The sequence below is a fragment of the Allobranchiibius sp. GilTou73 genome, from assembly GCF_021391335.1.
Classification (GTDB): Bacteria; Actinomycetota; Actinomycetes; order Actinomycetales; family Dermatophilaceae; genus Allobranchiibius; species Allobranchiibius huperziae.
In genome coordinates this window covers 925822-950348 of sequence record NZ_CP090051.1, presented here as the reverse complement: position 1 = coordinate 950348, position 24527 = coordinate 925822, and the positions used below count along the sequence as shown (strand labels likewise).

Here is a 24527-nt window from a genome sequence, read left to right as displayed (position 1 = left end):
ATCATGCCACCAGAGGAGATGCTCATGCGGTACCGCCCACTCGGCCGGACCGGTGTCCAGGTCAGCACACTGTCGCTCGGTGCGATGAACTTCGGCGCGAACGGTCGTACGACGCAGGAGGATGCGTCCGCGATCCTCGACGCCGCGCTCGAGGTGGGGATCGACACCCGCCCGTCCATCGCCGATGCCTCGCTGCGGCGCCGCTGATGGCCACCGCAGCACGACCGAGCTTCGGGATCATGACCCCGCCGATGAACGTCGGCTACGACGACCTCCTGCGGGTGTGGCGCGAGGCCGACGACATCCCCGCGATCGAACACGCGTGGCTGTTCGACCACCTCATGCCCATCGGGGGTGACCTGGACGGCCCGATCTTCGAGGGGTGGACGCTGCTGTCAGCGCTCGCCGCGCAGACCAGCCGCCTGCGACTCGGCCTGATGGTCACGAGCAACCGGTTCCGGCCGCCGGCGGTGCTGGCGAAGATCGCGACCACCGTCGACATCGTCTCCGGCGGCCGACTCGACTTCGGCATCGGCGCCGGATCGCGGCCGAGCGTCCCGATCGCCCGGCGCGAGTACGTGGCTCACGGGCTGCCGTACCACGACTCGGCCCACGCGGTCGGCAGTCTGGCCGAGGCGTGCACGATCATCCGGCAGCTGTGGACGCAGGACGCCCCGTTCGATTTCGACGGCGCCTACCACCACCTGGAGGGCGCGTTCGGCAACCCCAAGCCCGTGCAACGGCCGGGACCGCCCATCGTCATCGGCGGTCGAGCGATCGCGACCCTTCGCGTCGTCGCGGAGCACGCCGACGTCTGGAACATCCCGGGCGGTGACATCGCCGACGCGCGCGACCGCAGCGCGATGCTCGACCGGTTCTGTGCCGAGATCGGCCGGGATCCCGCCGCGATCACCCGCTCGATCTTCCTGCCTGTCTCCCTCGATCGACCGCAGTCCACCCGTGCCGGGGTCACCGAGGCGCTCGATGCAGGGTTTACGCACATCGTCCTCGGGCTCGGTGCGCCGTACGGCGACGGCATCGTGCGGCGGGTGGTCGAGGAGATCATCGGGGACTTCGCTCCGGGCGGCTCGGACGGCTCAGCACAGGATCAGGGCAGCGTCCGGTAGAGCACACGTAGTCCGACGCGGCCGCGGGTCGGGGACTCGAACGCGCCGGGGACGGTGCCGATGGTCACGAATCCCAGGTCGGCGTACAGCCGCTCTGCGGCCTCGTTCCCCTCGACGACCGCGTTGAACTGCATCCCCGCGAACCCGGTCACGGTCGCCCACCGCAGAGCGTCCTGCACCAGGGCCCGGCCCACGCCTTGGCCCCGAGCTGAACGCGCGACCATGAAGCTGCCGCTGGCGATGTGGTGACCCGGCCCCGGCCGATTCGCGTACATGTTCGCGGTGCCGAGGACGCGACCGGCCGAACGCGCCACCGTCGTCCGCCCGGGAGGTCCCACGATCCACATCGAACGCGCCTCGCGTTCGGACATCGCGGGGTCGTAGGCGATCGTCTCCTGCTCCAGGGCGACCTCATGAACGATGTGCCACACCTGCTCCCAGTCCCGGGTCGTGAACGTCTCGATCTGCGGCGAAGAGGTCACGGCCCCAGCCAAGCCTCGAGCGAGGACCACCGCCAGGTGTTTTCGAGAGGACGCTCCAGGACACGCCCGGCCGAGGCGGCGGCGCCGACCAGGGCTTGAATGAAGACATGACAGACAACGCGCAGCACACCGCCCAGCACTGGGTCGCTACGGACTACGGCGATCTCGACGTGCTGCGGTTGGAGGAGACCGACGTGCCCGCACCCGCCGAGGGCGAGGTCACCATCGACGTACGGGCCGCCGGGATGAACCCGGCCGACTACAAACACATCGCCCGCAGCGGCGACCGGGATGCGTTGCCGGTGGCCATCGGTTACGAGGTCGCCGGCGTCATCTCGGCGTCGGGACCGAACACTCAGATCGCTTCCGGCGCCGGGGCCGTCGGGGATGAGGTGCTCGCCTTCCGGGTCGCGGGCGGCTACGCGTCGAGTATCACGGTCCCTGCCCGCGACGTCTTCGCTAAACCAGCCGGACTCTCGTTCCCCGAGGCTGCCAACCTGCTGCTCGCCGGGACGACGGCATCGGAGATGTTGCATGTCACGGGAGTTGCGAGAGGCGACACCGTCCTGGTGCACGGTGCGTCCGGAGCCGTCGGGGTCAGCCTGCTGCAGCAGGCGCGACTGATCGGCGCGCGCGTGATCGGCACCGCGGGAGAGAAGAGCTTCGACACCGTGCGGCGGTTCGACGGCATTCCGGTCGCCTACGGCGAGGGACTGCAGGACCGCGTGCGCGACCTGGCCCCCGAGGGCATCGCCGCAGCGCTCGACTGCGTCGGCACCGATGAGGCCGTCGATGTCTCGTTGGCCCTCGTCGCGGACCGGGATCGCATCGTCACCATCGCCGCCTTCGGCCGCGCCGAACAGGACGGCATCCGTGTCATCGGCGGAGCCATGCCGGCGAGCGCGGCGTACCGGGACGGGGTGCGCGCGCACCTGATTCGACTCGCGGGCGACGGCGATCTGGTCGTGCCCATGGCAGGCACCTACCCGCTGGCCGACGCGCTCAAAGCGCTGGAACTGCTCACGTCGGGGCACCCGGGCGGCAAGCTGGCACTGCTGCCCTGAGGCGGCGTGCGCTCGTCACGGGGCCGAGCCGGAGCCGCGACTGGCGGCGTACCCCGGCCCCGCAACGGGTCGCTCAGCGGTAGGACTTCTTGACGCTCGCCTCGACGGTGTGGGCCAGCACGTCCTGGCCGGCGACGCTGGGGTGCACCCCGCAGCCGCTCTGGGCACCGCTCGACGTCGCAGTCTGGTGCGGGAACAGCTGCGTCAGCAGACCTGCCGCGCAGCTGTCTCCACCGGAGTGCAGTGCGGCGTTCTGGAACGCGGCGTACCCGTCGGCGATCCGGACGCCGTACGGCTTGGCAGCCGTGTCCATGACCTGGTTGAGCGCTACGCTGCCCGCGCTCGCGGTGGCCGAGGAATAGTTCGTCGAGTAGTAGTTCACGATCACGATCTGGCCGGAGTAGCGCGCCTGCTGGCGCAGGGTGGACAGGATCGTGCTCACGTTCTTGCTGATCCCGGCGAGCGTGGTCGCCAACGCCGTGCCGGTGCAGGTGCCGCCGTGCTGCGCCTGGCACAGGAACGCGTCGTTCGCGCCGATGCCGAGCGTCACCAGGCGGGTGTTGTGGTGCTTCTTCAGGAAGTCCACCGCGAAGGTCAGCTGGCTCTCGGTCTTGCTGCGGTAGGTCACGTGCAGCGGGAAGTTGGTGCGGTATCCCGCGGGCGTCTCGCACGCGTAGCTCGGGGTGGCCGTGTTGATGAGACTGCCGGAGGTCTCACCCGGGCAGGTAACATTCGTGACCCGCACGCCGAGCGCGGTGCCGACCTCCTCGGGGTAACCGACGAAGCTCGTGGGGTCCAGGTAGTTCGGCGGCGGGAAGGTCGTGGGCTCGCGGTAGCCGAAGGCCACCGAGTCACCCAGGGCCAGATAATCCGAGCCCGGCACGACGGGCCGCTGGTGCGAGGAGCCCCAGTGGGGCGGTTGAGCCGGGTGTGCCGTCGCCGCGAGGGACGGCACGGCGACCCCCACGCTCAGCGCCGCCGTCGCGGTCAGAGCGAGGATGTTGCGCCGAGAATGCCGAAGGACTGGAACGCGCATGAATGCCTACTCTCCGTAGAACCGATGTGCCCCGAACCGTTTCGGAAAGTAGCACGGCCACCTGCCTGGACAGCCCCGAACCGGCGACTTCAGGACCCTGAACGCAATGTCGGTTTTCCGCCAGCGCAGCTCCCGTCCGGCTGCGACAGTGGGACATATGGACACCGCTACCGACCTGCTCGTGCAGGCCATCGACCGCACCCGCCTGGACGAGGTGCGCCGCAACGATGCGGACGGGCACGGCAACCAGGTGGCCCCGTTCGCCGCCACCGGACAGGGCGAGCCCCTGCGCTGCTGCCTGCGCTACGCCGAGCCAGAAGAGCACATCGCCCTTATCTCGTACGCGCCGTTCGACCATCCGTCGGTATGGACCGAGGTCGGGCCCGTCTATATCCACGCCGCGCCGTGCGACGGCTATCCGACGTCCGAGCGGCTTCCCGCGCAGCTGTCGACCGGTCCGCGACTGCTGCGCACCGCGCGGACGACACCATGAACTATGAGCACAACACGGTCGTGCCGGACCAGGTCGCGCTCGAGCCGATCATCCAGCGACTGTTGTCGCACGCGGATGTCGCGACGGTGCACGTGCGCAACCTCGACTCGCAGTGCTTCATGTACGCGGTCGGCGCGGGTCACGCTTCGGGAGACGATTCGGCGTGAGGACGCAGAACGCCGAGAGCTATCTGCAGGCCGCAGCCTCGGTGGTCGACCTGGTCGGGCGGATCGGTCCCGATGCCTGGGACGGTCCCGGGCTCGGCGACTGGGACCTGCGCTCACTGGTCGGCCACACCGGTCGAGCGCTCACCACCGTGCTGACCTACCTGCACCAACCCGCCGAACGCATCGACCAGGCCTCACCGGAGACCTACTTCGCCCATGTGCTGCCCAGCGGCCGGCAGGTCGATCCGGGGGCCGTCCTCGAGCGGGGTCGTCAGGCGGGGCGGGCCCTCGGCGACGATCCCGCAGCGGGGTTCGGCGCACTCGTGGACCAGGTCGGCGCCGAGCTCGCCTCGGCCGATCCGGCCGCGGTGATCACGACCATCGCCGGCGGGATGACCGTCGACGCCTACCTTCCGACCCGCACGTTCGAGCTGGTGGTGCACGGCCTCGACATCGGCGCCGCGGCCGACCTGCCGACCACCTTCACACCGGCATCGCTGAACGAGACGTGCGCGTTGGCCGGTCGCATCGCGGCCCGCGCCGGCCGCGGCCCGCAGATGCTGCGCGCGCTCACCGGACGGGCTGACCTGCCACCCGGATTCAGCATCGTGGCCTGAGCGCCCCGACCCACGGAGCGACGGGGGCGAAGGCGGAGTCTCACGCACCACTCACGTGAGCCACGACCTGCCGGATGTCCTCGAGATGGTGCTGCCCCTCGTGTGCGGCCTGGCGGACCAGCCACAGAGCAGTGCGGCTCTCACCGGGCAGCCGCGTGACGCGCCGATCCCAGTGCCTCGGCCCGGTCCCCGCCACTTCTTCGCGGAACCCCGTGGCCGTCGCCTGCAGCTCCGCGATCACCGCGTCGACGTCGAGGTCGTTGTAGCGAAACCTGCGGGCCCGCAGATCGTTCAGCATCGGCTCCAGCACCGGCTCGTCCTCGGTACGCGCGCGGTGCAGCCGGATCGTGTACGCGGCGTACACGTCGCGCAGGTGACACACGTACTCCGTGACCGACCACAGCCCCGGTCCCCATCGGCGCCGCCGAGCCTCAGGTGACAACGGAGCCACCGCCGTCCTCACCAGATCGGGCACCCCCGCGATCAGCGCGACGGCTCGGTCGAGCGACACCTGCGGGTAGCTGAGGCCGCACCGCTCGCAGGTGAAGTCCTCACCGGCCAACGGTGGCAGCGTGCCCCCGAGCCCGGCCCGCGCTCGGTCGTCGGCGCTCATGAGCACCATCATTCCCCGCCCGGCGGGTCCCCGGACGGAGCATCCGGGCCGGGCGGCGGACCCCGCCGGGGGCCCGCAGCCCGGTCGCGCAACGGCGCCACCGGGGCTAGCGTCGATGCATGGAACATCGCGAACTGGGAACGCAGGGTCTGCGGGTCGGCGCCATCGGCCTCGGCACGATGGGTATGACGATGGCGTACGGCGCCGGCGACGAGCCGGGCGGCACGGCCACCATCCACCGGGCGCACGAGTTGGGGGTCACCCTGCTGGACACCGCCGAGTTGTACGGCAGCGGCAGCGGCAGCAACGAGAAGATTGTCGGCGCGGCGGTGCGCGACTTCCGCGACGAGATGGTGCTGGCCACGAAGTTCGGGTTCGTCCTGCCACGCACCAACGACGGCGGGCGCGAGTTCGACAGCCGCCCGGAGCACATCCGGGAGGTCGCGGACAACAGCCTGCGCTACCTGCAGACCGACCACATCGACGTGCTCTACCAGCACCGCCCCGACCCGGACGTCCCCATGGAAGACGTCGCGGGGGCCGTCAAGGAACTCATCGACGCGGGCAAGGTCCGCTACTTCGGCCTGAGCGAGGCGGGCCCGGAGCAGATCCGCGCCGCGCACGCCGTGCAACCCGTCTCGGTGCTGCAGACGGAGTACTCGATCTTCGAGCGCGCGGTCGAGGCCGAGGTGCTTCCGGCCGTGCGCGAGCTGGGGATCGGCTTCGTCGCGTACTCACCGCTCGGTCGCGGCTTCCTCACCTCCACGGTGAAACCGGCCGCGGAGTACCCCAAGGACGACATGCGCAGCTGGGACGACCGCTGGCAGCCGGGCAACTACGAGAAGAACGTCGAGGCGATCCACCAGCTGACCGACCTGGCCCGCGAGAAGGGCGCCACCGTGACACAGCTTGCCCTCGCCTGGCTGCTCGCCCAGGGCGAGGACATCGTCCCGATCCCCGGCACCCGGAGCCCGGAGCGGCTGGCGGAGAACGTCGCCGCGGCCGACCTCACGCTCAGCACCGCCGACCTGGAGCGGGTGGCGCAGATCCTGCCGAGGGGCGCGTACGGGAGCCGCTACCCCGCGGAGATGATGCCCCGCTGGTGACCCCGCGGCGTCCGTCGGGCAGCCGACCGGACGAGCACCGCAAGTCCCTACCCCGATTCGGGCTGCCGAAGCACCTGCAGACGCTAGGTTTCGGCACGGATCGCCACGGCGGCGGTCCGCACTCGGGGGAAGGACCCACACGTGTCACGCAGAATCGCAGCACCGCTCCTCGCCATCGCGCTCGCAGGCTCCGCCTGGGCCGCAGCACCGACGTCAGCGCACGCCGCCACGCCCGGAGCGATGGGGACCTACCACCCGAGCACCACGGCGCGCGTCGCCGACACCCAGTCCGGCTGGGGCGGCAGGACCGGCTACGTCTCCAGCAAGAACTCGGTCACCTACAGCGTCACCGGGAGGAACGGCATCCCGTCGACCGGGGTGTCCGCCGTCGTGGTCCAGCTGACGGCGTTCGACCAGCACGGCAACGGCGCGTTCGTCGCCTACGCCGCGGGCACGTCGCGCCCGGCCGCTGTCAGCTTCGCGTACGGCGGTCGCAGCACCCAGGTCGGCAGGGTGACCGTGCCCGTGAGCTCGACCGGCCGCATCTCCGTGGCGGGCGCGGGCGCGTACCAGGCGCACCTGCGCATCGACGTCGTCGGCTGGTACGCATCCTCATCGTCGACGGCGGCCGCCGGCGGGCTCTACCTGCCGAGCGACCTCGAACTCACCGACGACACGAGGATGTCCGGCGCCCGTCTGCAACCGGGCGACCAGCTCGAGGAGGACCTGGAGATCGGGTTCGGTTCGGACGACCCGAACTTCCAGGCACCCACGGTGGTCGCGCTCGACCTCAACATCAGCGCCCTCAGCCCGAGCGGCACCGGCGGCCTCACCGCGTGGAGCGGCACCGGTCGCCGGCCCTACGTGCCGTCGCTCGAGTTCGGCAACCACGACTCGGTCAGCAGCTCGGTGATCGTGCCGGTCACGTTGGTCAGCAGCCAGTCCGAGGGCGGCGACACCGTCGCGACGTACAAGTTCGTCGTCGGCGCCTTCGGCGGCTCGACCGACGTGGCGCTGTCCATCGGCGGGTTCTACGACCAGGGCCGGGACGCCTTCGGCGCGGCCTACCGACCCACGGCACCTCAACTCGCGGTCAACACGGTCACCGGCCTCGGGATCACGAAGGGTCGCCTCGGCGCCGACAGCGCGCGACTGGCGACGCTGCCGTCCTCGGCGATCGACGACGGCACCGTCGCGGTCAACATGACCACGGCCGCGGTCGCCCCGACCGCCGGCACCTGGGTCGCCCAGACCACCGACCTGCTGAACACACGCAGCACCAGCATCATCAACACCCTTGCCGGTGCTACCCGTTCGGGCACCCTCACCGCCGAACTCGACTCTGCGATGAACAGCGATCTCCCGCAGGTGGGCTTCTACAACGGCAAGGGCAGCATCGACGTGCAGGCCTGGACGTACGGCCGGTTCGACTTCACCGACGACGGCGTCGTGGGTGCGAAGAACCTGTCCGCTCGGCAACTTGCCAAGCGCGTCCTGTCGCAGCGGCCGACGATGCGCCTCAAGCACAAGGTCATCCGGGCGCACTGACCGCCCGCGTACGGCGACCGGCCGGCACCCGCACCCCGTGAAGGTGCGGGTCCGGCCGGTCGTGTCGTCGGGGGCAGGTCAGAGAGGCTCCACCTGACGGACGACCTCGGCCAGCAGCGGGTAGACGGCCGGGTCGTTGTTGTCCGCCATTCCGACGATCGCCACATCGGTGCCGATCTCGGCGAGCGCGCCGAGCTTGTCGACGGCCTGGGCGACGGTCATCGCCGGGCCGCCACGCTCGCGCTCCTCACCACCGCGCTCCGACAGCGACAGCTGGGTGATGACGGTCTTGGTGATGTCCTCATAGGGACGACCGAGACGCTCGCAGTGCGCGGCGAGCACGTCGTACTTCGCGCGCACCCCCTCGGGACCGAGGTCGAAGATGTTACACGCGTCGGCGTACTGCGCCACCATCCGCAGCGTCTTCTTCTCTCCACTGCCGCCCAGCATGATCGGCGGGTGGGGTCGGCTGATCGACTGCGGCACGTTGAGCGGGCGCTCCAGCTGGTAGTGCCGTCCGGCGTACGCCGTCTCGTCTCCGGCCCACATCTGCAGCGCGATCTGCAGGGTCTCCTCCAGCCGCTCGAAGCGCTCCTTCATCGGTGGGAACGGCACACCGAGGCCGCGGTGCTCCTGCTCGTTCCACGCGGCGCCGATGCCGAGCAGCGCGCGGCCGCCGGACAGCACGTCGAGGGTCGTGACGGTCTTCACCAGCAGGCCCGGGTGGCGGTAGGTCACGCCGGTCACGAGAGTGCCCAGCGAGATCCGCGAGGTCTGCCCCGCGAGGAACGCCAGGGTCGCGTAGCCCTCGAGCATGTCCAGCTCGGGCGGGCCGATCATCTCGATCTGGAAGAAGTGGTCCATCACCCACAGACTGGAGAGGCCGGCGTGCTCGGAGTCCCGCGCGATCCGACCGAGTGTCGGAGCGATGGATTCCGGGGCACCCGGCCAGGAGAAGTACGGCACTTGCTGTCCGATGCGCATCTCCCCATCCTGCACCTCCCGTCAGCGCGCGGGTACGCGCGCCGGAAGGCACCGATGGCATCCGCCGTTGTCCGTGCCAGGGGGCGCGGCGACGCGTATCGTGGAATTTCCGCCGTCCCGGAAGCTGCCCGATGGTCCGCACTGCCGCGCCCACGCCCTTCGTCGATGGCACGCGCTCCGGGGTCGTATCGACCGACCCGCGGCGCTCCACGGCCCAGCTGCCATGAGTGACCGTGTCTGACCGTGACCGGCGCGACCGGCTCCGCAGCGTGGCGGAGGCGCGCGACCGTTTCGTCAGCACCGGTGAGACTCCCGACGGTCTGCGGCCCGTCGTACGCAGCTCGTGGCAACGCAGCATCCGTGAAGGGCTGGATCCCGACCACTCCAGTCCACCCGTCGACCTGCTCGACGACGACCTGGAGGCCTGGAGGGCGGGCCACCCGCTCGCGGACGCGATGCCGGTCATCCGCCGCCTGCTCGTCGACGACGCCCGCGAAGCCGGGATGCTGGTCGCGGTGAGCGACGCGGCGGGGCGCCTGATGTGGGTCGAGGGACCGACCGCGCTGCGCCGCCGGGCCGAGGGCATCCACTTCGTCGAAGGCGCCCTCTGGTCCGAGGCGGCGGCCGGCACCAACGCACCCGGCACGGCCCTCGCCCTGGACCAGCCGTTGCAGATCTTCGCGGCCGAGCACCTGGCCAGGCCGGTCACAGCGTGGAGCTGCTCGGCGGCCCCGATCCACGACCCGGACACCGGCGCGGTGCTCGGCGCGCTCGATCTGACCGGTGGGGACGACGTAGCGGCGCCGCACACCCTGACCATCGTGAAGGCGACCGTCGCGGCCGTCGAGAGCGAGTTGCGCCTGCACCGACTCACTCGCGCCTCGGATCGCCAAGGCGCCGGGATGCTGCTCCGGTCGCTCGGTCGCGAGAGCGGCGGGGCGCTCGAGGGCAGCCACGGCATCACCCGGATGTCCGGACGGCACACCGAACTGCTGGTCCTGCTGGGCCAGGCGCGCGACGGCATCTCCGGCGACCGCCTGGCGGTCGAGTTGAGCAGCGACGACCACGCCGCGGTCACCGTGCGCGCGGAGTTGTCGAGGTTGCGCACCGCGCTCGCGCCGCTCACGTTGACCTCACGTCCCTACCGGCTCGACCCCCACCTGGTGACCGACGTCGAACAGGTCCAGGACCTGCTACGCGGGCACCGGATCGCCGCCGCACTCGATCTCTACCGCGGCCCGCTGCTGCCCACGTCCGATGCACCCGGCATCTGCCGGCTGCGCGACCAGCTGCACCGCCAGGTACGCGACGCGCTGATCCGCACCGCCGACCCCGACCTGCTCCTGAGGTTCGCCGACACCGCTCACGGGTACGACGACGAGCAGGTCTGGCGTGCGGTGCGCGATTGCCTGCACCCCGGCTCTCCCCGCCACGACGGCGTCCGCGCACACCTCGCGCGGTTGGACCGAGAGCTCGGCTGAGACCGGTCACAGAACGCTCGACGACCCCCACATCGCAGGCACAGCCGGTGCAACGTTCGCGCAACGTGTCTGTGATTAGCGTCACAGGCAAGTCTGGCCAGAGCCAGACGCACAGCACCTTCGGATGGAGATGTCGATGAGCACGTACGCGCAGCCGGGGCAGGACGGTAGCCCCACCACCTATAAGAGCCGCTACGACAACTGGATCGGCGGCGAGTGGGTCGCCCCGGTCAAGGGCCAGTACTTCGAGAACCCCTCTCCCGTCACCGGCAAGACCTTCTGCGAGGTCGCCCAGTCCACGGCGGAGGACATCGACCTGGCACTGGACGCCGCCCACAAGGCCGCCCCCGCATGGGGCAAGACCTCGGTGGCCGAACGTGCAGCGGTCCTCAACCGGATCGCCGACCGCATCGAGCAGAACCTGGAGATGCTCGCGGTCGGGGAGACCTGGGACAACGGCAAGCCGGTGCGCGAGACGATGGCCGCTGACCTGCCGCTGGCGGTCGATCACTTCCGCTACTTCGCCGGTGCCATCCGCGCGCAGGAAGGCCACCTGTCCCAGATCGACGAGGACACCGTGGCCTACCACTTCCACGAGCCGCTCGGCGTCGTCGGGCAGATCATCCCGTGGAACTTCCCGCTGCTGATGGCGACCTGGAAGCTGGCGCCCGCGCTGGCCGCCGGCAACGCCGTCGTCCTCAAGCCCGCCGAGCAGACGCCGGCCTCGATCATGCTGCTCATGGAGCTGATCGCCGACCTGCTCCCGCCGGGCGTCCTGAACGTCGTCAACGGTTTCGGCGTCGAGGCGGGCAAGCCGCTCGCCAGCTCCAGCCGGATCCGCAAGATCGCCTTCACGGGTGAGACGACGACCGGCCGGCTGATCGCCCAGTACGCGAGCCAGAACCTGATCCCGGCCACCCTCGAGCTCGGTGGCAAGAGCCCCAACGTCTTCTTCGACGACGTGATGAGCGCCGACGACGCGTTCCAGGACAAGGCGCTCGAAGGGTTCGCGATGTTCGCGCTCAACCAGGGCGAGGTCTGCACCTGTCCGAGCCGCGCGCTGATCCAGAACAGCATCTACGACCCGTTCCTGTCGGCCGCGACCGAGCGCACCAAGAAGATCCAGCAGGGCAACCCGCTCGACACCGACACGATGATCGGTGCGCAGGCGAGCAACGACCAGCTGGAGAAGATCCTGTCCTACATCGACATCGGCACCCAGGAGGGCGCCCGGATCATCACCGGTGGCGAGCGCGTCGATCTGGGCGGAGACCTGTCGGGCGGCTACTACGTCGCTCCGACGATCTTCGAGGGCACCAACAAGATGCGCATCTTCCAGGAGGAGATCTTCGGACCCGTCGTCTCGGTCACGAAGTTCAACGACTACGACGACGCCATCAGCATCGCCAACGACACCCTCTACGGGCTCGGGGCGGGCGTCTGGTCGCGCGACACCAACACGGCGTACCGCGCCGGTCGCGACATCCAGGCCGGCCGGGTGTGGACGAACTGCTACCACGCCTACCCGGCGCACGCCGCGTTCGGCGGCTACAAGTCCTCGGGCATCGGCCGGGAGAACCACCTGATGATGCTCGACCACTACCAGCAGACCAAGAACCTGCTGGTGTCCTACTCCCAGAACGCGCAGGGCTTCTTCTAAACCGCCCCGTACGACGGAGTCGGCGCAACGCCGTCTCCTGCAACACTTCGCGGGGACCCCGCAAAGGGTCCCCGCGAAGTCGGCGAAAGGTGCACCGTGTCGATCGATGAAAGTGCTTCCGAGGTACCTGAACAGGTCGCGGTCACACCGGCTGCCGCCGAGATGATCCGTGACCTGCGCGAACGCAACGGGCCACTGATGTTCCACCAGTCCGGCGGCTGCTGCGACGGATCGGCACCGATGTGCTATCCCGACGGCGATCTGATCCTGGGCGAGAACGACGTGCACCTCGGTGATCTCGACGTCGGCGAGGGCGACCCGGTGGCGGTGTGGATGACGCGCGAGCAGTACGAGGCGTGGAAGCACACCCACATCACCATCGACCTCGTGAAGGGCCGCGGTGCGGGCTTCTCCCTGGAGGCGCCGACCGGGCACCGATTCCTCATCCGCTCCCGCCTCATGCCTACCCCCACCGACACCACCGCCTGCCCCATCTGAGGAGAGGACGGCGTCCTCGCGGGCGCCTGGCAGGCTGCGCGGTATGCATGCACACCGCACCACCCGCTGGGAATCGTCGGACCATCGCGACTACGGGCGCACGTTCGCCGACCTGCGCTCCAGCGGCGCGGACATCACCGGCGAAGCGCGACTGGCCGACGTCATCGCACCTCGGCACGCGAGGATCCTCGACGCCGGCAGCGGGATGGGCCGGATAGGTGCTGCTCTGCAGGATCGCGGTCACGACGTCGTCGGCGTCGATCTCGACGCTGCCCTGCTGGAGCAGTCCCGCAAGAGTTACCCCCATCTACCGGTCGTCGAAGCCCGGCTCGACGAGCTGACCCCCGAAATCCTTGAGGCAGAAGGTCATCCGAGCACGTACGACGTGGTCGTGTGCGTCGGGAACGTGATGATCCTGCTCGCACCCGACACCGAGCCGGAGGTGCTGGGACGTCTGCGCGCTCTGTTGGCGCCGGAAGGCCGCATGCTCGTCGGCTTCCACCTGCAGGCGAAGCCGCGCAGCTCACGCACCTACCCGGCGCAGGAGTTCATCGCCGATGCTCAGGCAGCCGGGCTGCGTGTCGAAGCCCGCTTCGCGTCGTACGACCTGCTGCCGAGCAGCGAGGAGGCCGACTACGCCGTGTTCCTCCTGCGCGCCCTCTAGCACCGAGGAAACGACCCGGTTCGCCGGTACGCCGTCCGCATGCTCATGATCCTCCGTCACCATAGGGGTGTGACGGATGCTGGCTCGACGCCGACGAAGGAGCCGAGTCGGCGCACGCTCTGGCTCGACGACTTCCAACGCCGACACCGGATCGTGGGTTTCCCCATCGCTGTCGTCTACAAGTTCTTCGACGACTCGGGCAGCTATCTCGCGGCGCTGATGACCTACTACGGTTTCGTCTCGCTCTTCCCGCTGCTGCTGTTGCTCAGCACGGTGCTCAGCTTCGTGCTGCGGCACTACCCGCAGCTGCAACAGGAGATCGTCAACTCCGCCGCCGGGCAGTTCCCGATCGTGGGCAAGCAGTTGCAGGACCCCAAGCGGCTCAGCGGCAGCCTGGGCGGAGTGCTGGCCGGACTGGCGATCGCCATCTACGGCGGGCTGGGCATCGGGCAGGCCGTCCAGTACGCGATGAACACCGCATGGGCGGTGCCGCGCAACGAGCGACCCGATCCCTTCTCAGGTCGGCTGCGCAGCCTCCTGCTCATCGGCGTCACCGCGCTCGTGCTGCTCGCGGCCACGGCCGCCTCCGCGATCGTGGGCCTCATCAACGGTCAGTGGTGGGTGCTGATCATGCACTGGGCACTGCCCCTGGTGCTGGACACGCTCCTCTTCATCCCCATCTATCGCCACGGAGCGTCGCGGAAGTTGAAGATCCGGCAGGTGCTGCCAGGAGCACTCATCGCAGCCGTCGCGCTGACTCTGTTGCAGACCTACGGCGTCCGCTATGTCAGCCGGGTGGTGGATCACGCGAAGAACAGCGAGACCAACGTCATCTTCGCGACGGTGCTCGGGCTGCTGGCGTTCATCTACCTGGCCAGCGTCATCACGGTCTTCTGTACCGAGATCAATGTCGTGATCGACAAGAAGCTCTACCCCCGGGCCCTGCTCACGCCGTTCACCGACAACGTGCAACTGACCGGCGGCGACCGGCGCACCTACGTCGCGTTGGCGAAGGCACAGCGGCACAAGGGATTCGAGAAGATCGACGTCACCTTCGATCAGCCGCCACCGTCGGAGCCGGGCGCTGCGGCCGACTCCGGTGCCGACGCCCACGCCGACCGGCAGGACAGCCCTACCGAGCCCATGCCGGAACGGCCCATCGAAGAACGACGGTGGCTCAGGTAGGTCCGAGAGACTCAGGACGACCTGTGGCTCTCGGACTCACCTGAGTCACGGTCACGATCTCAGCCGGCGGCTGCGCGCAGCTTCTCCAGCAGCGGACCGGCCGCCTCGTCGAGGAACCGCTGCTGCAGTTCGTCGCCGACCTGTACGACCGCCACGTCGGTGAAACCGGCCTCCCAGAACGGCGCGACCTTCTCGACCAGCTCGTCGAGATCCGGGCCGCAGGGGATGGTGTCGGCGACGTCCTCGGGACGCACGAACTTCGACGCCCCCGCGAAACCGGACGTCGTGGGCAGGTCGGAGTTGACCGCCCATCCCCCCGCGAACCAGCGGAACTGCTCGTGCGCAGCCTTCATCGCCTCCTCCCTGCTCGAGGGGTGCCATGAGATCGGGATCTGCCCGATGGCCCTGGCACCGCTGCCGATCGCCGCCACATCCTCCAGCCCGTTCCAGGCCTTCACCAGCTCGGCATCGGGCTCCGTCGCGATGAGGTGGTCCGCGAGCGGGGCGAAGCGCGCGATCGCCTTGGGGCCGCCCGCGGCGACGGCGATCGGGACGCCGCCTTCGGGAGCGTCCCAAATGCGTGCGGAGTCGACCCGGAAGTACTCGCCGTCGTAGGTCACCAGGTCGCCCCCGTGCAGCTCGCGGATAATCTCGACGGCCTCGGACAGCATGTCCTGGCGCTGGTCGATCGGGGGCCAGCCATCGCCGGTGACGTGCTCGTTCAGGTTCTCCCCCGAACCGAGCCCGAGGGTGAACCGCCCGTCGGCCAGGATCTGCAGCGTCGCGGCCTTCTGCGCGACCACGGCCGGGTGGTAACGCTGGATCGGGCAGGTCACGTACGTCATCAACTCGACGCGGCTCGTAGCGTGCGCGACCGCGCCGAGCACCGTCCAGGCGTACGGCGCGTGCCCCTGCGCCGCCAGCCAGGGCGAGTAGTGGTCGCTGCTGACCTCGAAATCGAAACCGGCGTCCTCGGCCGCCTGCGCGTAGCGCACCAGCTCCTTGGGTCCGCTCTGCTCGGTCATGAGGGTGTATCCGAAGTGGGTCGTCATGCGCTCACCTTCGCATCCGACCCGGTGCGCGCGCAGCCCCCGGCCGAGGCGTCGCACACGGGCTGCGCCGACGTTCGTAGAGTGAGGAGACCACGGCCCCGGCCGCCACCGCTCTCACAGCAAGGACAGCCATGGTCCACGTCATCCGCACCTTCGAGGTGCAGGTCAATCCGTCCGTCGCGATCGAGTACCTCAAGGACTTCGCGCACGCCGAGCAGTGGGACCCCGGCACCGTCTCGTGCACCCGCATCGGGGTCGACACCGATCCGGTGCAGGTCGGCTCCCGCTGGCACAACGTGTCCAAGCTGATCGCCATCAAGACCGAGCTGGAGTACGAGCTCGTGCAGATCGAGCCGCAGCGGGTGGTCTTCGTGGGCACGAACAAGACCGCCACCTCGCGCGACGACATCAGGGTCGAGCCGTCCACGACCGGCGCCAAGGTCACCTACGAGGCGACGGTCACCTTCAACGGGCTCGCGAAGCTCAGCGAGCCGGTGATGAATCTGATCTTCCTGAAGCTGGCCAAGGACACCGTGCGCGACCTGACCAAGACCCTCGAGACCCTCTGATCGACCCGATCGTCAGCGGTTCTGTGGTGACCTCGCCACGGATCCGCTGACGATCAGGGAGCAGGGGGCGACCAGCGCTGCGCGACGGGCCTCCAGCGGGCGATCCCGGCCAGCAGGGCGTCCGGGTCATCGACCTGGATCAACTGCTCCGCGACCTCGGCCCGCAGGAATCCAGCGTCGACCATCGAGGTGACGAGGGTGCGCATCGGCGCCCAGAAGTCCTCCACGTCGTACAAGGCGACGGGCTTGGCGTGGATACCGAGCTGCAGCCAGGTCCACACCTCGAAGAACTCCTCCATGGTGCCGATCCCACCGGGGAGTGCGACGAACGCGTCGGCCAGCTGCGCCATCCGGGCCTTGCGCTCGTGCATCGTCTCGACGACCTCGAGGTGGCTGAGCGCGCCGTGCGCGACCTCGGCGTCCGCCAGGGACCGTGGGATGACGCCGATGACGTCGCCGCCCGCCTGCAGCGCGGCGTCCGCGACGACGCCCATCAGCCCGACGTGACCGCCGCCGTAGACGATGCCCACCCGCCGCTGCGCCAGGTGGGTCGCGAGCGCGGCCGCGGCATCGGCGTACGCCGGATCGTTGCCGGGTGAGGAACCGATGAAGATCGCGACGCGCATCCCGCCACGCTAACCCGCTCCCGTCGAGGGGTGCGGATCTCCTCGAGGGGTGGGCTCATACGTCCACCTCTCGACGACGTCCCTACCCCTCGACTGGGAAGGGGATGCCGGTCAGCTCCTCGCTCACCGACCACAACCGTGCGGCAAGACTCTCGTCGCGCGCGAATCGACTCTGCTTCGCCTCGCCCACGGGGCCGCGCACCTCACCTGGCCCCTTCGGTCCGGTGTAGGTCCCCGGTGCGGCATCGGTGGCGGCGTAGAGCACCGGCCGCGCCCCACCCGCCCCACCGGGAAGCACCACCCGCATGAGGATCGGGAGCACATGGCGCACGACGGGGTTGTGGCCCAAGCCGTCCGGATCGGCGACCAGGCCCGTCGACGCGACACCGGGGTGCGCCGCGGTCGAGGTGAGAGCCAGACCGGCCCGGTCGGCGCGTCGCTGCAGCTCCAGCGCGAAGAGCAGGTTGGCGAGCTTGGACTGCCCGTACGCCGTGCCGGGTACGTAGGTCTGCGGCGGGTTGCCCTCCAGCACGGCGTCGTTCCCGCGGAAGTGGGCGATGGAGGACACCGTCGTCACTCGCGGCGCGGCCGCCTGCAGCAGTCGCGGCAGCAGCAGCGCGGTCAACGCGAAGTGGCCCAGATGGTTGGTGCCGAACTGCAGTTCGTGACCGTCGACCGTCTCGCGGTAGCGCGGCGGCTCCATCAATCCGGCGTTGTTGACCAGCAGATCCACCGGCTCCTCGATGCCGTCCGCGAACGCGCGCACCGACGCCAGGGACGCCAGGTCAAGGTGTGCGACCCGGACGTCGCCCTTCATCCCCTCCGCGGCCGCGCGGCCGGAGTCGACGTCGCGTACGGCGAGCACCACCCGAGCGCCGTGTTCGGCGAGCTGGGCGGCTTCGTGCCGACCGATGCCCGAGTTCGCACCGGTGACGACCGCGGTACGTCCTGACAGGTCGCCGATCTGGCGGGGGTTCCATCCCATGCCCGTCAGGGTGTCACTCCCCTCTGCACGAACCAGATGGCACGCGCCGGTTCGTTGCCGGAATTGTGGAAACGGTGCGGAATGCTGGAGTCGAAGGAGATCGAGTCGGTGGGGCCGAGGACGTGCGTCTCGAACCCCAGCGTGAGGGTCAACTCGCCGCTCAGGACGTAGCCGTAGTCCATGCCGTCATGTCGACTCATCTTCGTACCGGTGGTCGAGGTGCCACCGACCTCGTAGGTGACGAGCAGGAACTCGGCGGGGGTGGACGGGGCCGACGAGAGCTGCTCCCAGACCACGCCGGTCTCCAGTGCCAACCGCCGCCGTGCTCCGGCGTGCACGACGAGGCCGTCCGCGTCGGTCCGTCGGCGTGCGTCGTCGCCACCCGCCGGAGGCGAGGTGCGTGCGGCGCGCTCTCGGTCGACATCCTGCGATCCGGCCAGGTGGGGCGCCTCGGGAGGCTCCGTCCGGGCCGGCGCATCGAGTGCGATGCACGCCGCGAACAACTCGTCGAACGTCACGGCGAGGGCGTCGCAGATGGCCACGAGGGTTGCTACCGAGGGCTGGGACTTGCCGTTCTCCAGTTGGGAGATGAACGACGCCGACACCCCCAGCTGCCGGGCGAGCTCGCGGAGCGACAGGCCCCTGGCCGTCCGGTGCGAACGCACCCCGCTGCCGACGCCTTGGAACGCCACACGCTGCGCCGTGCTCTGCGCAGGATCGGGCGAGAAGGCGTCCGGGCCGACCTCGGACTTCTCGGGCAACACGCCTGTCACGACACTCCCCTCACCGGGTGTTGGAGCGTGGCCTGACCGCGATCACCGGCCGTCCTCATCGGACGTCGGCACCCCCGGGTTTTCGGTGATTCCGCAGTACACGCACGCTGTGCCACCAGTGTGCTCCCGCGAACCGCACGATGCCCGCGGATTGGCCTGAATTCGCAGGCCCTGTGGGCGTGCTGTGGCCGGTCGGTGTCAGGAGGGTGGCGGCGGCTCGCCTGGTCGCCATCGTCCCGCAAGCCCCGGGAAGGAGCGCTCCACCTCCGGGAGCAGGTCCGGCAGGAAGAGCAGCACGTCGTCCGGGTCGGCTCGTAGCAGTTGGTCGGGAGAGACGATCGGGATGTCCGTGCCCGGCATCCGGCGCCCTTGCTTGCCCGCGCCCGCGTCCGCGACCGCCGGGAGCAGCGTCGCGTCCACCCGAGCCGCAGCGAGCAGACCAGCAGCGCGAGACGCGGCTCCGTAGCCGAGGACGGTGCGCCCGGCGGCGCGCCGGTCCGCCAGATCTCCCCGCAGCCATGCGATGTGTCGATCGACCTGGCCCTGCAGCCTGGCGAGCATCGCAGGATCAGACATACCCGATGCCCGGTCCCGCTCGGCGAGCAGCGAGACCGACCGGTGCACCGGGTACCCGTCCGTCGTCCGCATCACGGCCAGCAGCACGGTGCCGCCGTAGAGGTCGAAGTCCCACGCTCGCACCGCCTCCAGGCCCTGCTGGGCGAGCAAGGGCTGCAGCGACAAGAAGCTGTAGTAGCCGAAGTGACCGTGCCGCAACGCGTTCCACGCGCCCTGAGTCACGATGCTGTCCAACGACTGGTACTGCAGCAGCAGCACTCCACCCGGCGCGAGCCGCTCGACGCGGCGCTGTATGCCGACCGCCTGGTCACGCTCGTGCATGATCCCGAAGCTGTCGACGATCACGTCCGCCACTCCCTCGGCGACCATCGTCGGGCCGTATGCCGCCGCGTCCTGCAGCCAGCTGCCGCCGTGCGGCGACGGGAACTCACTCACGCTCTCACGGCCACCGAGCAGACCTGCGGCGGCGACCCGCGCCAGGGCCTCCCTGGCCTGCAGCACCAGGGCCTGCGGTTCGAGACCCCGCGGCTCCTCGGTGCTCGTGTCGTCATCGGCGAGCTGGGCGAGGTGGCAGTCGGCGCAACACCACATCGACAACGCGAACCGGGGGTCGGGGCCCGGGTCGTCCGCGGGCGGGAAGTGATCAGCCGCGGGCTGCTCGCCGAGGTCGAGGATCGTCGTGCCGCGCCGGCCGCCGCACGCCCGGCACCTGTGTCCCGTCATCAGATCTCCTTCGCGCTCGACACCGACGCGCTTAGATGAATTCGTGCGCGTGACGTCCTTCGATCTGCCCGGCCCGGTGCTCTTCACACCCGAGCCGCACTTCGACGCGCGCGGCTTCTTCACCCGCACCTTCGACGCCCAGATCGCGGCCGAGCACGGACTGGACCCGGCAGCGTTCATCCAGGACTCCCAGTCGCGCTCGTCGCGCGGCGTCATCCGCGGCATGCACGGCCGCTCCGGCGCCGGGGAGGGCAAGCTGGTGCGCTGCGCACACGGCGCGATCCTCGACGTACTGGTCGACATCCGCACCGGTTCGGCCGCCTTCGGAGAGCAGGTCAGCGTCCGCCTGGACGACGAGACCTTCGCCCACCTCTACGTCCCGCCAGGTTTCCTGCACGGCTTCCAGGTCCTCGGCGAGGTGGCCGACGTCTGCTACCGCATCGACCGCGCACACGACCCGAGCGAGGACCTGGCGGTCCGCTACGACGACCCGGACCTGGCGATCGACTGGCCGGTGCCGGTCGGCACGATGAGCGAGCGCGACCTGTCCGCAGGGACCTTCGCGGAGCTGCAGATCCTGCTCAAGACACGCGAACGAGACTGAGGGCACGTCGCATTCACCTCGGCCGGAAATCCGCGTCGAGCAGGCCGGCCTCCTGTTTGCGCTGCAGCACCGCGAGCCGCACGAAGTCGCCGTCGAACCCCTCCCGGGTGAGCGGAGCCGATCGGTATGCCGCCGCGAGCTCGTGCGCCCCGTCGGCGATCGACCACGTCGCCTCGTAACCGGGCAACGCCGCCCGGATCGCGCTGAAGTCGACCCGGTAGGACCGCGGATCCGATCCCGTCTCCCCGGTGATGTCCAGCTCCGAGCCGGGCACCGCACGCTGCGCCTCCTGCGCGATCTGCGCGACGGTGGCGTTGTTCATCTCGGCGCCGACGTTGAACGCCATGGCGTGCACTGCCTCCCGCGGGGCGGTGAGGCAGCGGGAGAACGCCTCGGCGATGTCCCGGGCATGCACCAAAGGACGCCAGGGCGTGCCGTCGGACATCACCAGCACCCGTCCGCTCAGCATCGCGTGGCCGACGAGGTTGTTCAGCACGATGTCTGCACGCAGTCGCGGCGAGGCGCCGAACGCGGTCGCGTTGCGCAGGAAGACCGGTTCGAACTCGCCGTCGGCCAGGTCGTGCACGTCGCTCTCGACCCGCACCTTGGACTCGGCGTACGGCGTCACCGGACGCATCGGCGAGTCCTCCGTCACGGCGTCGGCACCGGCCGCGCCGTAGACCGAGCACGTCGAGGCGTAGAGGAAGCGGCGCACGCCGGCCTCCTTCGCGGCCTTCGCCAGACGCACCGACGCGTGATGGTTGATGTCGTGGGTGATCTGCGGCTCGAGGGCACCCAGCGGGTCGTTGGACAGCGCGGCCAGATGGATGACGGCCTCGCATCCCTCCAGGTCGCCCGGCGCCACGTCGCGGATGTCCTTCGCGATCGTCGGCGGATCCGTCGGCGCCGGGCCGAGCACGCTGTCGGCGTACAGCCCGGTGTCGTATCCGACGACGTCGTGGCCCGCCGCCTGCAGGAGGGGGACCATCACCGAGCCGAGATACCCCTGGTTACCGGTCACTAGCAGTCTCAACGTCAGCCGTCCTTCGTCGTCGCGGGGAGCGGTGCGCGGCCGTTCACCGGCTGCGTCCGATCCCCAGGGTGGTCTTGGGTGCGACGAATGCCTCGGCGTACCGCGCGTGGCATTGCACCCCGCGGACACGGGCCAGGCCGAGGAACGTCTCGTCGTCGAACCAGTCGTGATGCGCCTGGCTGGGGTAGCTCTCCTGGATCACCGCGAGCTTCGCCCGCATCGTGGCGCGATCCAACGGCTGGTACGCGGTGACGGCAGGAAGGTCGCTCTCCCACTTCAGGATCTCGTAGTGCAGGACCAGGTGGTCCCGGAAGACGGTCGGCGCGATCTCGCCGACCGCACGGTGATCCTGATGGGCGTCGGCGATCTGGGGCGCGAGGACGAGTCCGCCCGCGCCGGACTCGCGGGCCGCGACGATCGCGTCCTTGGCCACGTCGAAGTAGGAGGGCACCCGGCCGTCGGGCAGGTCGAGCACGGTGAGACGCAGATCGGCTTCGGGGCACATCCGGTGTAACGCGGCGCGCTCCTCGGCCTCGCGCGGGCCACCCCCGCCGGTGAGAACCACGGCATCGACCCGCAGGTCGGGCCGGGCGGCCGCGAGCAGGAGGATCGTGCCGCCCGCCCCGATCGCGAGGTCGTCACAATGCGCGGCGAGGAGCACGACCCGATCGATCGGGCCGGTCGTGAGCTCGAGCATCAACTGGTCCTGGGGTGCGACGCGGGCTTGCCCGGATCGGAGCCGTTCCACAGGGCCCACGGAGCATCGTGGGTGTCCCAGGCGTGATCGAGTTCGGCACGCTCCTTGAAGGTGTCGGCCGGCTTCCAGTACCCCGAGTAGGGGTAGGCGAGCAGCCGGCCCTGCGCGAGCAGGGCCTCGAAGACGTCGCCGACCAGGTCGCCGTTGACCGGCAGGTGGTCGAACACCGCCTGTGTGAGCACGAAGTAGCCGCCGTTCTCCCAGATCGACATCACGCCGACCTGCTCCAGGTCGCGCACCCGGTGCTGCTCGTCGAACTGCACCACATGGAACGAGGACTGGGGCGGGACCGCGAGCAGCGCTGCGGCGCAGTCGGTTCCCTTGAACTCATCGATCATCGCGTCGAGCGGCAGGTTGGTGAGGACGTCGGCGTAGTTGGCGAGAAAGACCTCGTCGCCCTCCAGGTGGGGACGCACCCGGCGCAGGCGCTCGCCGATCGGTGAGTTGAGCCCGGTGTTGACGAAGGTGATCGTCCAGTCGGCGATGTCGGTGTCGAGCAGCTGCACCTTCCCGTCCCGCAGGACGAAGTCGTTGGAGGCGGTCTCCTCGTAACGCAGGAAGTAGTCCTTGATCTGGTCCGCCCCGTAGCCCAGGCAGAGGATGAACTCGGTGTGGCCGAAGTGCGCGTAGTAGCGCATCACGTGCCAGATGATCGGCCGCGGGCCGACCAGGTGCATGGGCTTGGTGAGGACGTCGTCGGTGCTGCCACGCATCCGCATCCCGTACCCGCCGCAGAAGAGGACGACCTTCATGCCTGCACCCCCGTCGTACGCGCCATGTCGACCTGCCCAGACGGATCGGACGAGCCTGACGGGTCGAGCACGGTCAGTTCCGGCAGCGCGAACACGAGCCGCCCGCCCCACTGCGCGACGTGCGCGAGCGAGGAGGTCAGCTCGGTGCGCAGGTTCCAGGGCATCACGAGCACCAGGTCGGGTCGGTCGGCGTCCAGGTACTCCGGCGGATGGATCGGGATGCGGGTGCCGGGAGTGAACCGGCCGTGCTTGTACGGGTTGCGGTCCACGGTGTAGGCGAGCAGGTCCGGACGGATGCCGCAGTAGTTCAGCAGGGTGTTGCCCTTGCCCGGTGCGCCGTAGCCGGCCACCCGCAACCCATCGCGTGCGGCGTCGAGCAGGAAGCGCAACAGATCCTGTCGGATCGCGGCCGTGCGCGTCGCGAGTGCGTCGTACCCGGCCGGATCGTGAAGTCCTGCTTCCTGCTCCACGGCCAGGATCCGCGCCACCGCATCGGACGGCTCGCCGCTCACCGAGGCCGGCCGTGCCCAGATGCGCAGCGATCCGCCGTGCGTCGGGATCAATTCCGCGTCGACGACGGCCAGGCCCGCGGTCGCGAGTGCCCGCGTCGCCGAGAGCAGCGTGTAGTACTGGAAGTGCTCGTGGTAGATCGTGTCGAACTGCGCGTACCGCACCAGATTGAGCGCGTGGTGAACCTCGATCGACACCGTCCCGTCGTCGGCCACCAGCCCGCGCAGGGCGCGGGTGAATCCGAGCAGGTCGGGGATGTGAGCGTAGACGTTGTTGGCGACCACGAGGTCGGCCGGGCCGTGCTCGCGACGCACCTGCGCCGCGACCTGCTCGTCCAGGAAGTCCGTGCGGGTCGGCACGCCCCGGTCGCGCGCCGCAGCGCCGACGTTCACCGACGGTTCGATGCCCAGACAGGGCACGGACCCCAGGAAGTGCTGCAGCAGGTACCCGTCATTGGAGGCGACCTCGACCACGAAGGAGTCGCCCGTGAGCCCCAGCCGGTCTTCGGCCTGCTGCACGTAGGAGCGCGCGTGCTCGACCCATGAGTCGGAGTAGGACGAGAAGTAGGCGTAGTCGGTGAACGTCTCATCCGGGGTGATGAGCGCTGGGATCTGCAGCAGCAGGCACTGCTCGCACAACCGCAGGTGCAGCGGGTACGTCGACTCCGGACGGTCCAGTTCGTCGGAAGTGAGGAACGACTCGCACGGCGGCGTCGCCCCCAAGTCCAGCACGCTGCGCAACCTGGTGCTGCCGCACAGACGGCAGGCAGAGGGCGCCGAATCGGCGAGCTGCTCCTGCATGGCGATCGGTGTCCCCCTCGTCGGTGGCGAGCGTCGCGCGCG

28 protein-coding genes are annotated in these 24527 nt (G+C 69.7%); 15 read left to right on the top strand and 13 right to left on the bottom strand.

The annotated features are described in order from the left end of the window. Positions 1-24 precede the first annotated feature (24 nt). Together LVQ62_RS04745 and LVQ62_RS04740 are read left to right on the top strand one after the other, a co-directional pair. Positions 25-207 (top strand): hypothetical protein, encoded by a 183-nt coding sequence (locus tag LVQ62_RS04745; RefSeq protein ID WP_233765744.1) that lies wholly within the window; start codon positions 25-27, stop codon positions 205-207. Further along, positions 207-1127, top strand: a complete 921-nt coding sequence (locus LVQ62_RS04740) for an LLM class flavin-dependent oxidoreductase (protein ID WP_233765740.1) — start codon at positions 207-209, stop codon at positions 1125-1127. Before LVQ62_RS04745 ends, LVQ62_RS04740 begins: the two co-directional genes overlap by 1 nt. Here LVQ62_RS04740 and LVQ62_RS04735 read toward each other — a convergent pair. After that, the gene (locus LVQ62_RS04735) at positions 1109-1609 is read right to left on the bottom strand and encodes a GNAT family N-acetyltransferase (protein ID WP_233765738.1); all 501 of its coding nucleotides are present in this window, start codon (positions 1607-1609) and stop codon (positions 1109-1111) included. The genes LVQ62_RS04740 and LVQ62_RS04735 overlap by 19 nt on opposite strands. Before the next feature lie 107 nt (positions 1610-1716). On the opposite strand from LVQ62_RS04735, the gene LVQ62_RS04730 reads away from it, so the two are divergent. Continuing rightward, positions 1717-2673, top strand: a complete 957-nt coding sequence (locus tag LVQ62_RS04730) for an NADP-dependent oxidoreductase (protein WP_233765736.1) — start codon at positions 1717-1719, stop codon at positions 2671-2673. 73 nt (positions 2674-2746) lie between these two features. On the opposite strand, the gene LVQ62_RS04725 is transcribed toward LVQ62_RS04730, so the two are convergent. Continuing rightward, positions 2747-3709 carry a GDSL-type esterase/lipase family protein gene (locus tag LVQ62_RS04725; protein ID WP_233765732.1) on the bottom strand — a complete coding sequence of 321 codons (963 nt, stop codon included), beginning with the start codon at positions 3707-3709 and terminating at the stop codon, positions 2747-2749. A gap of 157 nt (positions 3710-3866) precedes the next feature. Between LVQ62_RS04725 and LVQ62_RS04720 the strand changes: the two genes are divergently transcribed. From LVQ62_RS04720 to LVQ62_RS04710, 3 genes are read left to right on the top strand one after another with little or no spacing between them, the layout of a single operon-like run. Continuing rightward, positions 3867-4202 carry a DUF1203 domain-containing protein gene (locus tag LVQ62_RS04720; protein ID WP_233765731.1) on the top strand — a complete coding sequence of 112 codons (336 nt, stop codon included), beginning with the start codon at positions 3867-3869 and terminating at the stop codon, positions 4200-4202. Beyond that, positions 4199-4369, top strand: a complete 171-nt coding sequence (locus LVQ62_RS04715) for a DUF1203 domain-containing protein (RefSeq protein ID WP_233765729.1) — start codon at positions 4199-4201, stop codon at positions 4367-4369. Before LVQ62_RS04720 ends, LVQ62_RS04715 begins: the two co-directional genes overlap by 4 nt. Further along, the gene (locus tag LVQ62_RS04710; RefSeq protein WP_233765726.1) at positions 4366-4986 is read left to right on the top strand and encodes a maleylpyruvate isomerase N-terminal domain-containing protein; all 621 of its coding nucleotides are present in this window, start codon (positions 4366-4368) and stop codon (positions 4984-4986) included. The genes LVQ62_RS04715 and LVQ62_RS04710 overlap by 4 nt, the downstream gene beginning before the upstream one ends. 40 nt (positions 4987-5026) lie before the next feature. Here the strand turns inward: LVQ62_RS04710 and LVQ62_RS04705 are convergent, their stop codons facing one another. Continuing rightward, positions 5027-5599, bottom strand: a complete 573-nt coding sequence (locus LVQ62_RS04705) for a DinB family protein (RefSeq protein ID WP_233765724.1) — start codon at positions 5597-5599, stop codon at positions 5027-5029. 119 nt (positions 5600-5718) lie between these two features. Between LVQ62_RS04705 and LVQ62_RS04700 the strand changes: the two genes are divergently transcribed. Both LVQ62_RS04700 and LVQ62_RS04695 read left to right on the top strand, forming a co-directional pair. Continuing rightward, on the top strand, positions 5719-6705 hold the full coding sequence (locus LVQ62_RS04700; protein ID WP_233765722.1) for an aldo/keto reductase: 987 nt from the start codon (positions 5719-5721) through the stop codon (positions 6703-6705). A gap of 141 nt (positions 6706-6846) precedes the next feature. Continuing rightward, positions 6847-8253, top strand: a complete 1407-nt coding sequence (locus tag LVQ62_RS04695; protein WP_233765720.1) for a hypothetical protein — start codon at positions 6847-6849, stop codon at positions 8251-8253. A gap of 78 nt (positions 8254-8331) precedes the next feature. Here LVQ62_RS04695 and LVQ62_RS04690 read toward each other — a convergent pair whose 3' ends face one another. Further along, positions 8332-9237: an LLM class F420-dependent oxidoreductase gene (locus LVQ62_RS04690; protein WP_233765718.1), complete on the bottom strand. Its 906-nt coding sequence runs from the start codon at positions 9235-9237 to the stop codon at positions 8332-8334. 233 nt (positions 9238-9470) lie between these two features. Here LVQ62_RS04690 and LVQ62_RS04685 point away from each other — a divergent pair, with 233 nt between their 5' ends. From LVQ62_RS04685 to LVQ62_RS04665, 5 genes are all read left to right on the top strand, one after another. Beyond that, the gene (locus tag LVQ62_RS04685; protein ID WP_233765716.1) at positions 9471-10718 is read left to right on the top strand and encodes a GAF domain-containing protein; all 1248 of its coding nucleotides are present in this window, start codon (positions 9471-9473) and stop codon (positions 10716-10718) included. 136 nt (positions 10719-10854) lie between these two features. Continuing rightward, positions 10855-12378: an aldehyde dehydrogenase gene (gene adh / locus LVQ62_RS04680; protein WP_179483304.1), complete on the top strand. Its 1524-nt coding sequence runs from the start codon at positions 10855-10857 to the stop codon at positions 12376-12378. A 162-nt stretch (positions 12379-12540) separates the two neighbouring features. Next, positions 12541-12876 carry a DUF779 domain-containing protein gene (locus LVQ62_RS04675; protein WP_179483821.1) on the top strand — a complete coding sequence of 112 codons (336 nt, stop codon included), beginning with the start codon at positions 12541-12543 and terminating at the stop codon, positions 12874-12876. 43 nt (positions 12877-12919) lie between these two features. After that, positions 12920-13540, top strand: coding sequence for a bifunctional 2-polyprenyl-6-hydroxyphenol methylase/3-demethylubiquinol 3-O-methyltransferase UbiG (locus LVQ62_RS04670; protein WP_233765714.1), 621 nt, complete (start codon positions 12920-12922; stop codon positions 13538-13540). Between the two features lie 69 nt (positions 13541-13609). Beyond that, positions 13610-14725 carry a YihY/virulence factor BrkB family protein gene (locus LVQ62_RS04665; RefSeq protein ID WP_233765712.1) on the top strand — a complete coding sequence of 372 codons (1116 nt, stop codon included), beginning with the start codon at positions 13610-13612 and terminating at the stop codon, positions 14723-14725. Positions 14726-14784: 59 nt separating this feature from the next. Here LVQ62_RS04665 and LVQ62_RS04660 read toward each other — a convergent pair whose 3' ends face one another. Continuing rightward, positions 14785-15777 carry a TIGR03557 family F420-dependent LLM class oxidoreductase gene (locus LVQ62_RS04660; RefSeq protein ID WP_233765710.1) on the bottom strand — a complete coding sequence of 331 codons (993 nt, stop codon included), beginning with the start codon at positions 15775-15777 and terminating at the stop codon, positions 14785-14787. 131 nt (positions 15778-15908) lie between these two features. On the opposite strand from LVQ62_RS04660, the gene LVQ62_RS04655 reads away from it, so the two are divergent. Continuing rightward, on the top strand, positions 15909-16346 hold the full coding sequence (locus LVQ62_RS04655; RefSeq protein ID WP_179483308.1) for an SRPBCC family protein: 438 nt from the start codon (positions 15909-15911) through the stop codon (positions 16344-16346). A gap of 53 nt (positions 16347-16399) precedes the next feature. Here LVQ62_RS04655 and LVQ62_RS04650 read toward each other — a convergent pair whose 3' ends face one another. The 4 genes from LVQ62_RS04650 to LVQ62_RS04635 all read right to left on the bottom strand — a co-directional run bounded on the left by LVQ62_RS04650 (position 16400) and on the right by LVQ62_RS04635 (position 20029). Further along, positions 16400-16972 carry a TIGR00730 family Rossman fold protein gene (locus tag LVQ62_RS04650; RefSeq protein WP_233765705.1) on the bottom strand — a complete coding sequence of 191 codons (573 nt, stop codon included), beginning with the start codon at positions 16970-16972 and terminating at the stop codon, positions 16400-16402. 82 nt (positions 16973-17054) lie between these two features. Further along, positions 17055-17957, bottom strand: a complete 903-nt coding sequence (locus LVQ62_RS04645; RefSeq protein ID WP_233765703.1) for an oxidoreductase — start codon at positions 17955-17957, stop codon at positions 17055-17057. A gap of 5 nt (positions 17958-17962) precedes the next feature. Beyond that, the gene (locus tag LVQ62_RS04640; protein WP_233765697.1) at positions 17963-18730 is read right to left on the bottom strand and encodes a cupin domain-containing protein; all 768 of its coding nucleotides are present in this window, start codon (positions 18728-18730) and stop codon (positions 17963-17965) included. A gap of 198 nt (positions 18731-18928) precedes the next feature. After that, positions 18929-20029, bottom strand: coding sequence for a class I SAM-dependent methyltransferase (locus LVQ62_RS04635; protein WP_233765695.1), 1101 nt, complete (start codon positions 20027-20029; stop codon positions 18929-18931). Between the two features lie 49 nt (positions 20030-20078). On the opposite strand from LVQ62_RS04635, the gene rfbC reads away from it, so the two are divergent. Beyond that, the gene (gene rfbC / locus LVQ62_RS04630; protein ID WP_233765693.1) at positions 20079-20633 is read left to right on the top strand and encodes a dTDP-4-dehydrorhamnose 3,5-epimerase; all 555 of its coding nucleotides are present in this window, start codon (positions 20079-20081) and stop codon (positions 20631-20633) included. Positions 20634-20646: 13 nt separating this feature from the next. Here the strand turns inward: rfbC and LVQ62_RS04625 are convergent, their stop codons facing one another. Genes LVQ62_RS04625 through LVQ62_RS04610 form a run of 4 tightly spaced genes read right to left on the bottom strand, consistent with a single transcriptional unit; the run spans position 20647 to position 24485 of the window. Beyond that, positions 20647-21666, bottom strand: a complete 1020-nt coding sequence (locus LVQ62_RS04625; protein WP_233765691.1) for an NAD(P)-dependent oxidoreductase — start codon at positions 21664-21666, stop codon at positions 20647-20649. A gap of 43 nt (positions 21667-21709) precedes the next feature. Further along, complete coding sequence (locus LVQ62_RS04620) at positions 21710-22363, bottom strand: PIG-L deacetylase family protein (RefSeq protein WP_233765689.1); 654 nt, start codon at positions 22361-22363, stop codon at positions 21710-21712. After that, positions 22363-23175, bottom strand: coding sequence for a glucose-1-phosphate cytidylyltransferase (locus LVQ62_RS04615; protein WP_233765683.1), 813 nt, complete (start codon positions 23173-23175; stop codon positions 22363-22365). The genes LVQ62_RS04620 and LVQ62_RS04615 overlap by 1 nt, the downstream gene beginning before the upstream one ends. Continuing rightward, a complete protein-coding gene (locus tag LVQ62_RS04610; protein WP_233765681.1) occupies positions 23172-24485 on the bottom strand; it encodes a class I SAM-dependent methyltransferase in 1314 nt (437 codons plus the stop codon). Before LVQ62_RS04610 ends, LVQ62_RS04615 begins: the two co-directional genes overlap by 4 nt. Between the last annotated feature and the right edge of the window lie 42 nt (positions 24486-24527).

Coding starts and splice junctions, on each gene's coding strand:
- LVQ62_RS04745 (WP_233765744.1), top strand. CDS start 25: ATGCGGTACCGCCCACTCGGCCGGACCGGTGTCCAGGTCAGCACACTG.
- LVQ62_RS04740 (WP_233765740.1), top strand. CDS start 207: ATGGCCACCGCAGCACGACCGAGCTTCGGGATCATGACCCCGCCGATG.
- LVQ62_RS04730 (WP_233765736.1), top strand. CDS start 1,717: ATGACAGACAACGCGCAGCACACCGCCCAGCACTGGGTCGCTACGGAC.
- LVQ62_RS04725 (WP_233765732.1), bottom strand. CDS start 3,709: ATGCGCGTTCCAGTCCTTCGGCATTCTCGGCGCAACATCCTCGCTCTG.
- LVQ62_RS04720 (WP_233765731.1), top strand. CDS start 3,867: ATGGACACCGCTACCGACCTGCTCGTGCAGGCCATCGACCGCACCCGC.
- LVQ62_RS04715 (WP_233765729.1), top strand. CDS start 4,199: ATGAACTATGAGCACAACACGGTCGTGCCGGACCAGGTCGCGCTCGAG.
- LVQ62_RS04705 (WP_233765724.1), bottom strand. CDS start 5,599: ATGAGCGCCGACGACCGAGCGCGGGCCGGGCTCGGGGGCACGCTGCCA.
- LVQ62_RS04700 (WP_233765722.1), top strand. CDS start 5,719: ATGGAACATCGCGAACTGGGAACGCAGGGTCTGCGGGTCGGCGCCATC.
- LVQ62_RS04690 (WP_233765718.1), bottom strand. CDS start 9,237: ATGCGCATCGGACAGCAAGTGCCGTACTTCTCCTGGCCGGGTGCCCCG.
- adh (WP_179483304.1), top strand. CDS start 10,855: ATGAGCACGTACGCGCAGCCGGGGCAGGACGGTAGCCCCACCACCTAT.
- LVQ62_RS04675 (WP_179483821.1), top strand. CDS start 12,541: ATGATCCGTGACCTGCGCGAACGCAACGGGCCACTGATGTTCCACCAG.
- LVQ62_RS04670 (WP_233765714.1), top strand. CDS start 12,920: ATGCATGCACACCGCACCACCCGCTGGGAATCGTCGGACCATCGCGAC.
- LVQ62_RS04660 (WP_233765710.1), bottom strand. CDS start 15,777: ATGACGACCCACTTCGGATACACCCTCATGACCGAGCAGAGCGGACCC.
- LVQ62_RS04655 (WP_179483308.1), top strand. CDS start 15,909: ATGGTCCACGTCATCCGCACCTTCGAGGTGCAGGTCAATCCGTCCGTC.
- LVQ62_RS04650 (WP_233765705.1), bottom strand. CDS start 16,972: ATGCGCGTCGCGATCTTCATCGGTTCCTCACCCGGCAACGATCCGGCG.
- LVQ62_RS04645 (WP_233765703.1), bottom strand. CDS start 17,957: ATGGGATGGAACCCCCGCCAGATCGGCGACCTGTCAGGACGTACCGCG.
- LVQ62_RS04635 (WP_233765695.1), bottom strand. CDS start 20,029: ATGACGGGACACAGGTGCCGGGCGTGCGGCGGCCGGCGCGGCACGACG.
- LVQ62_RS04620 (WP_233765689.1), bottom strand. CDS start 22,363: ATGCTCGAGCTCACGACCGGCCCGATCGATCGGGTCGTGCTCCTCGCC.
- LVQ62_RS04615 (WP_233765683.1), bottom strand. CDS start 23,175: ATGAAGGTCGTCCTCTTCTGCGGCGGGTACGGGATGCGGATGCGTGGC.
- LVQ62_RS04610 (WP_233765681.1), bottom strand. CDS start 24,485: ATGCAGGAGCAGCTCGCCGATTCGGCGCCCTCTGCCTGCCGTCTGTGC.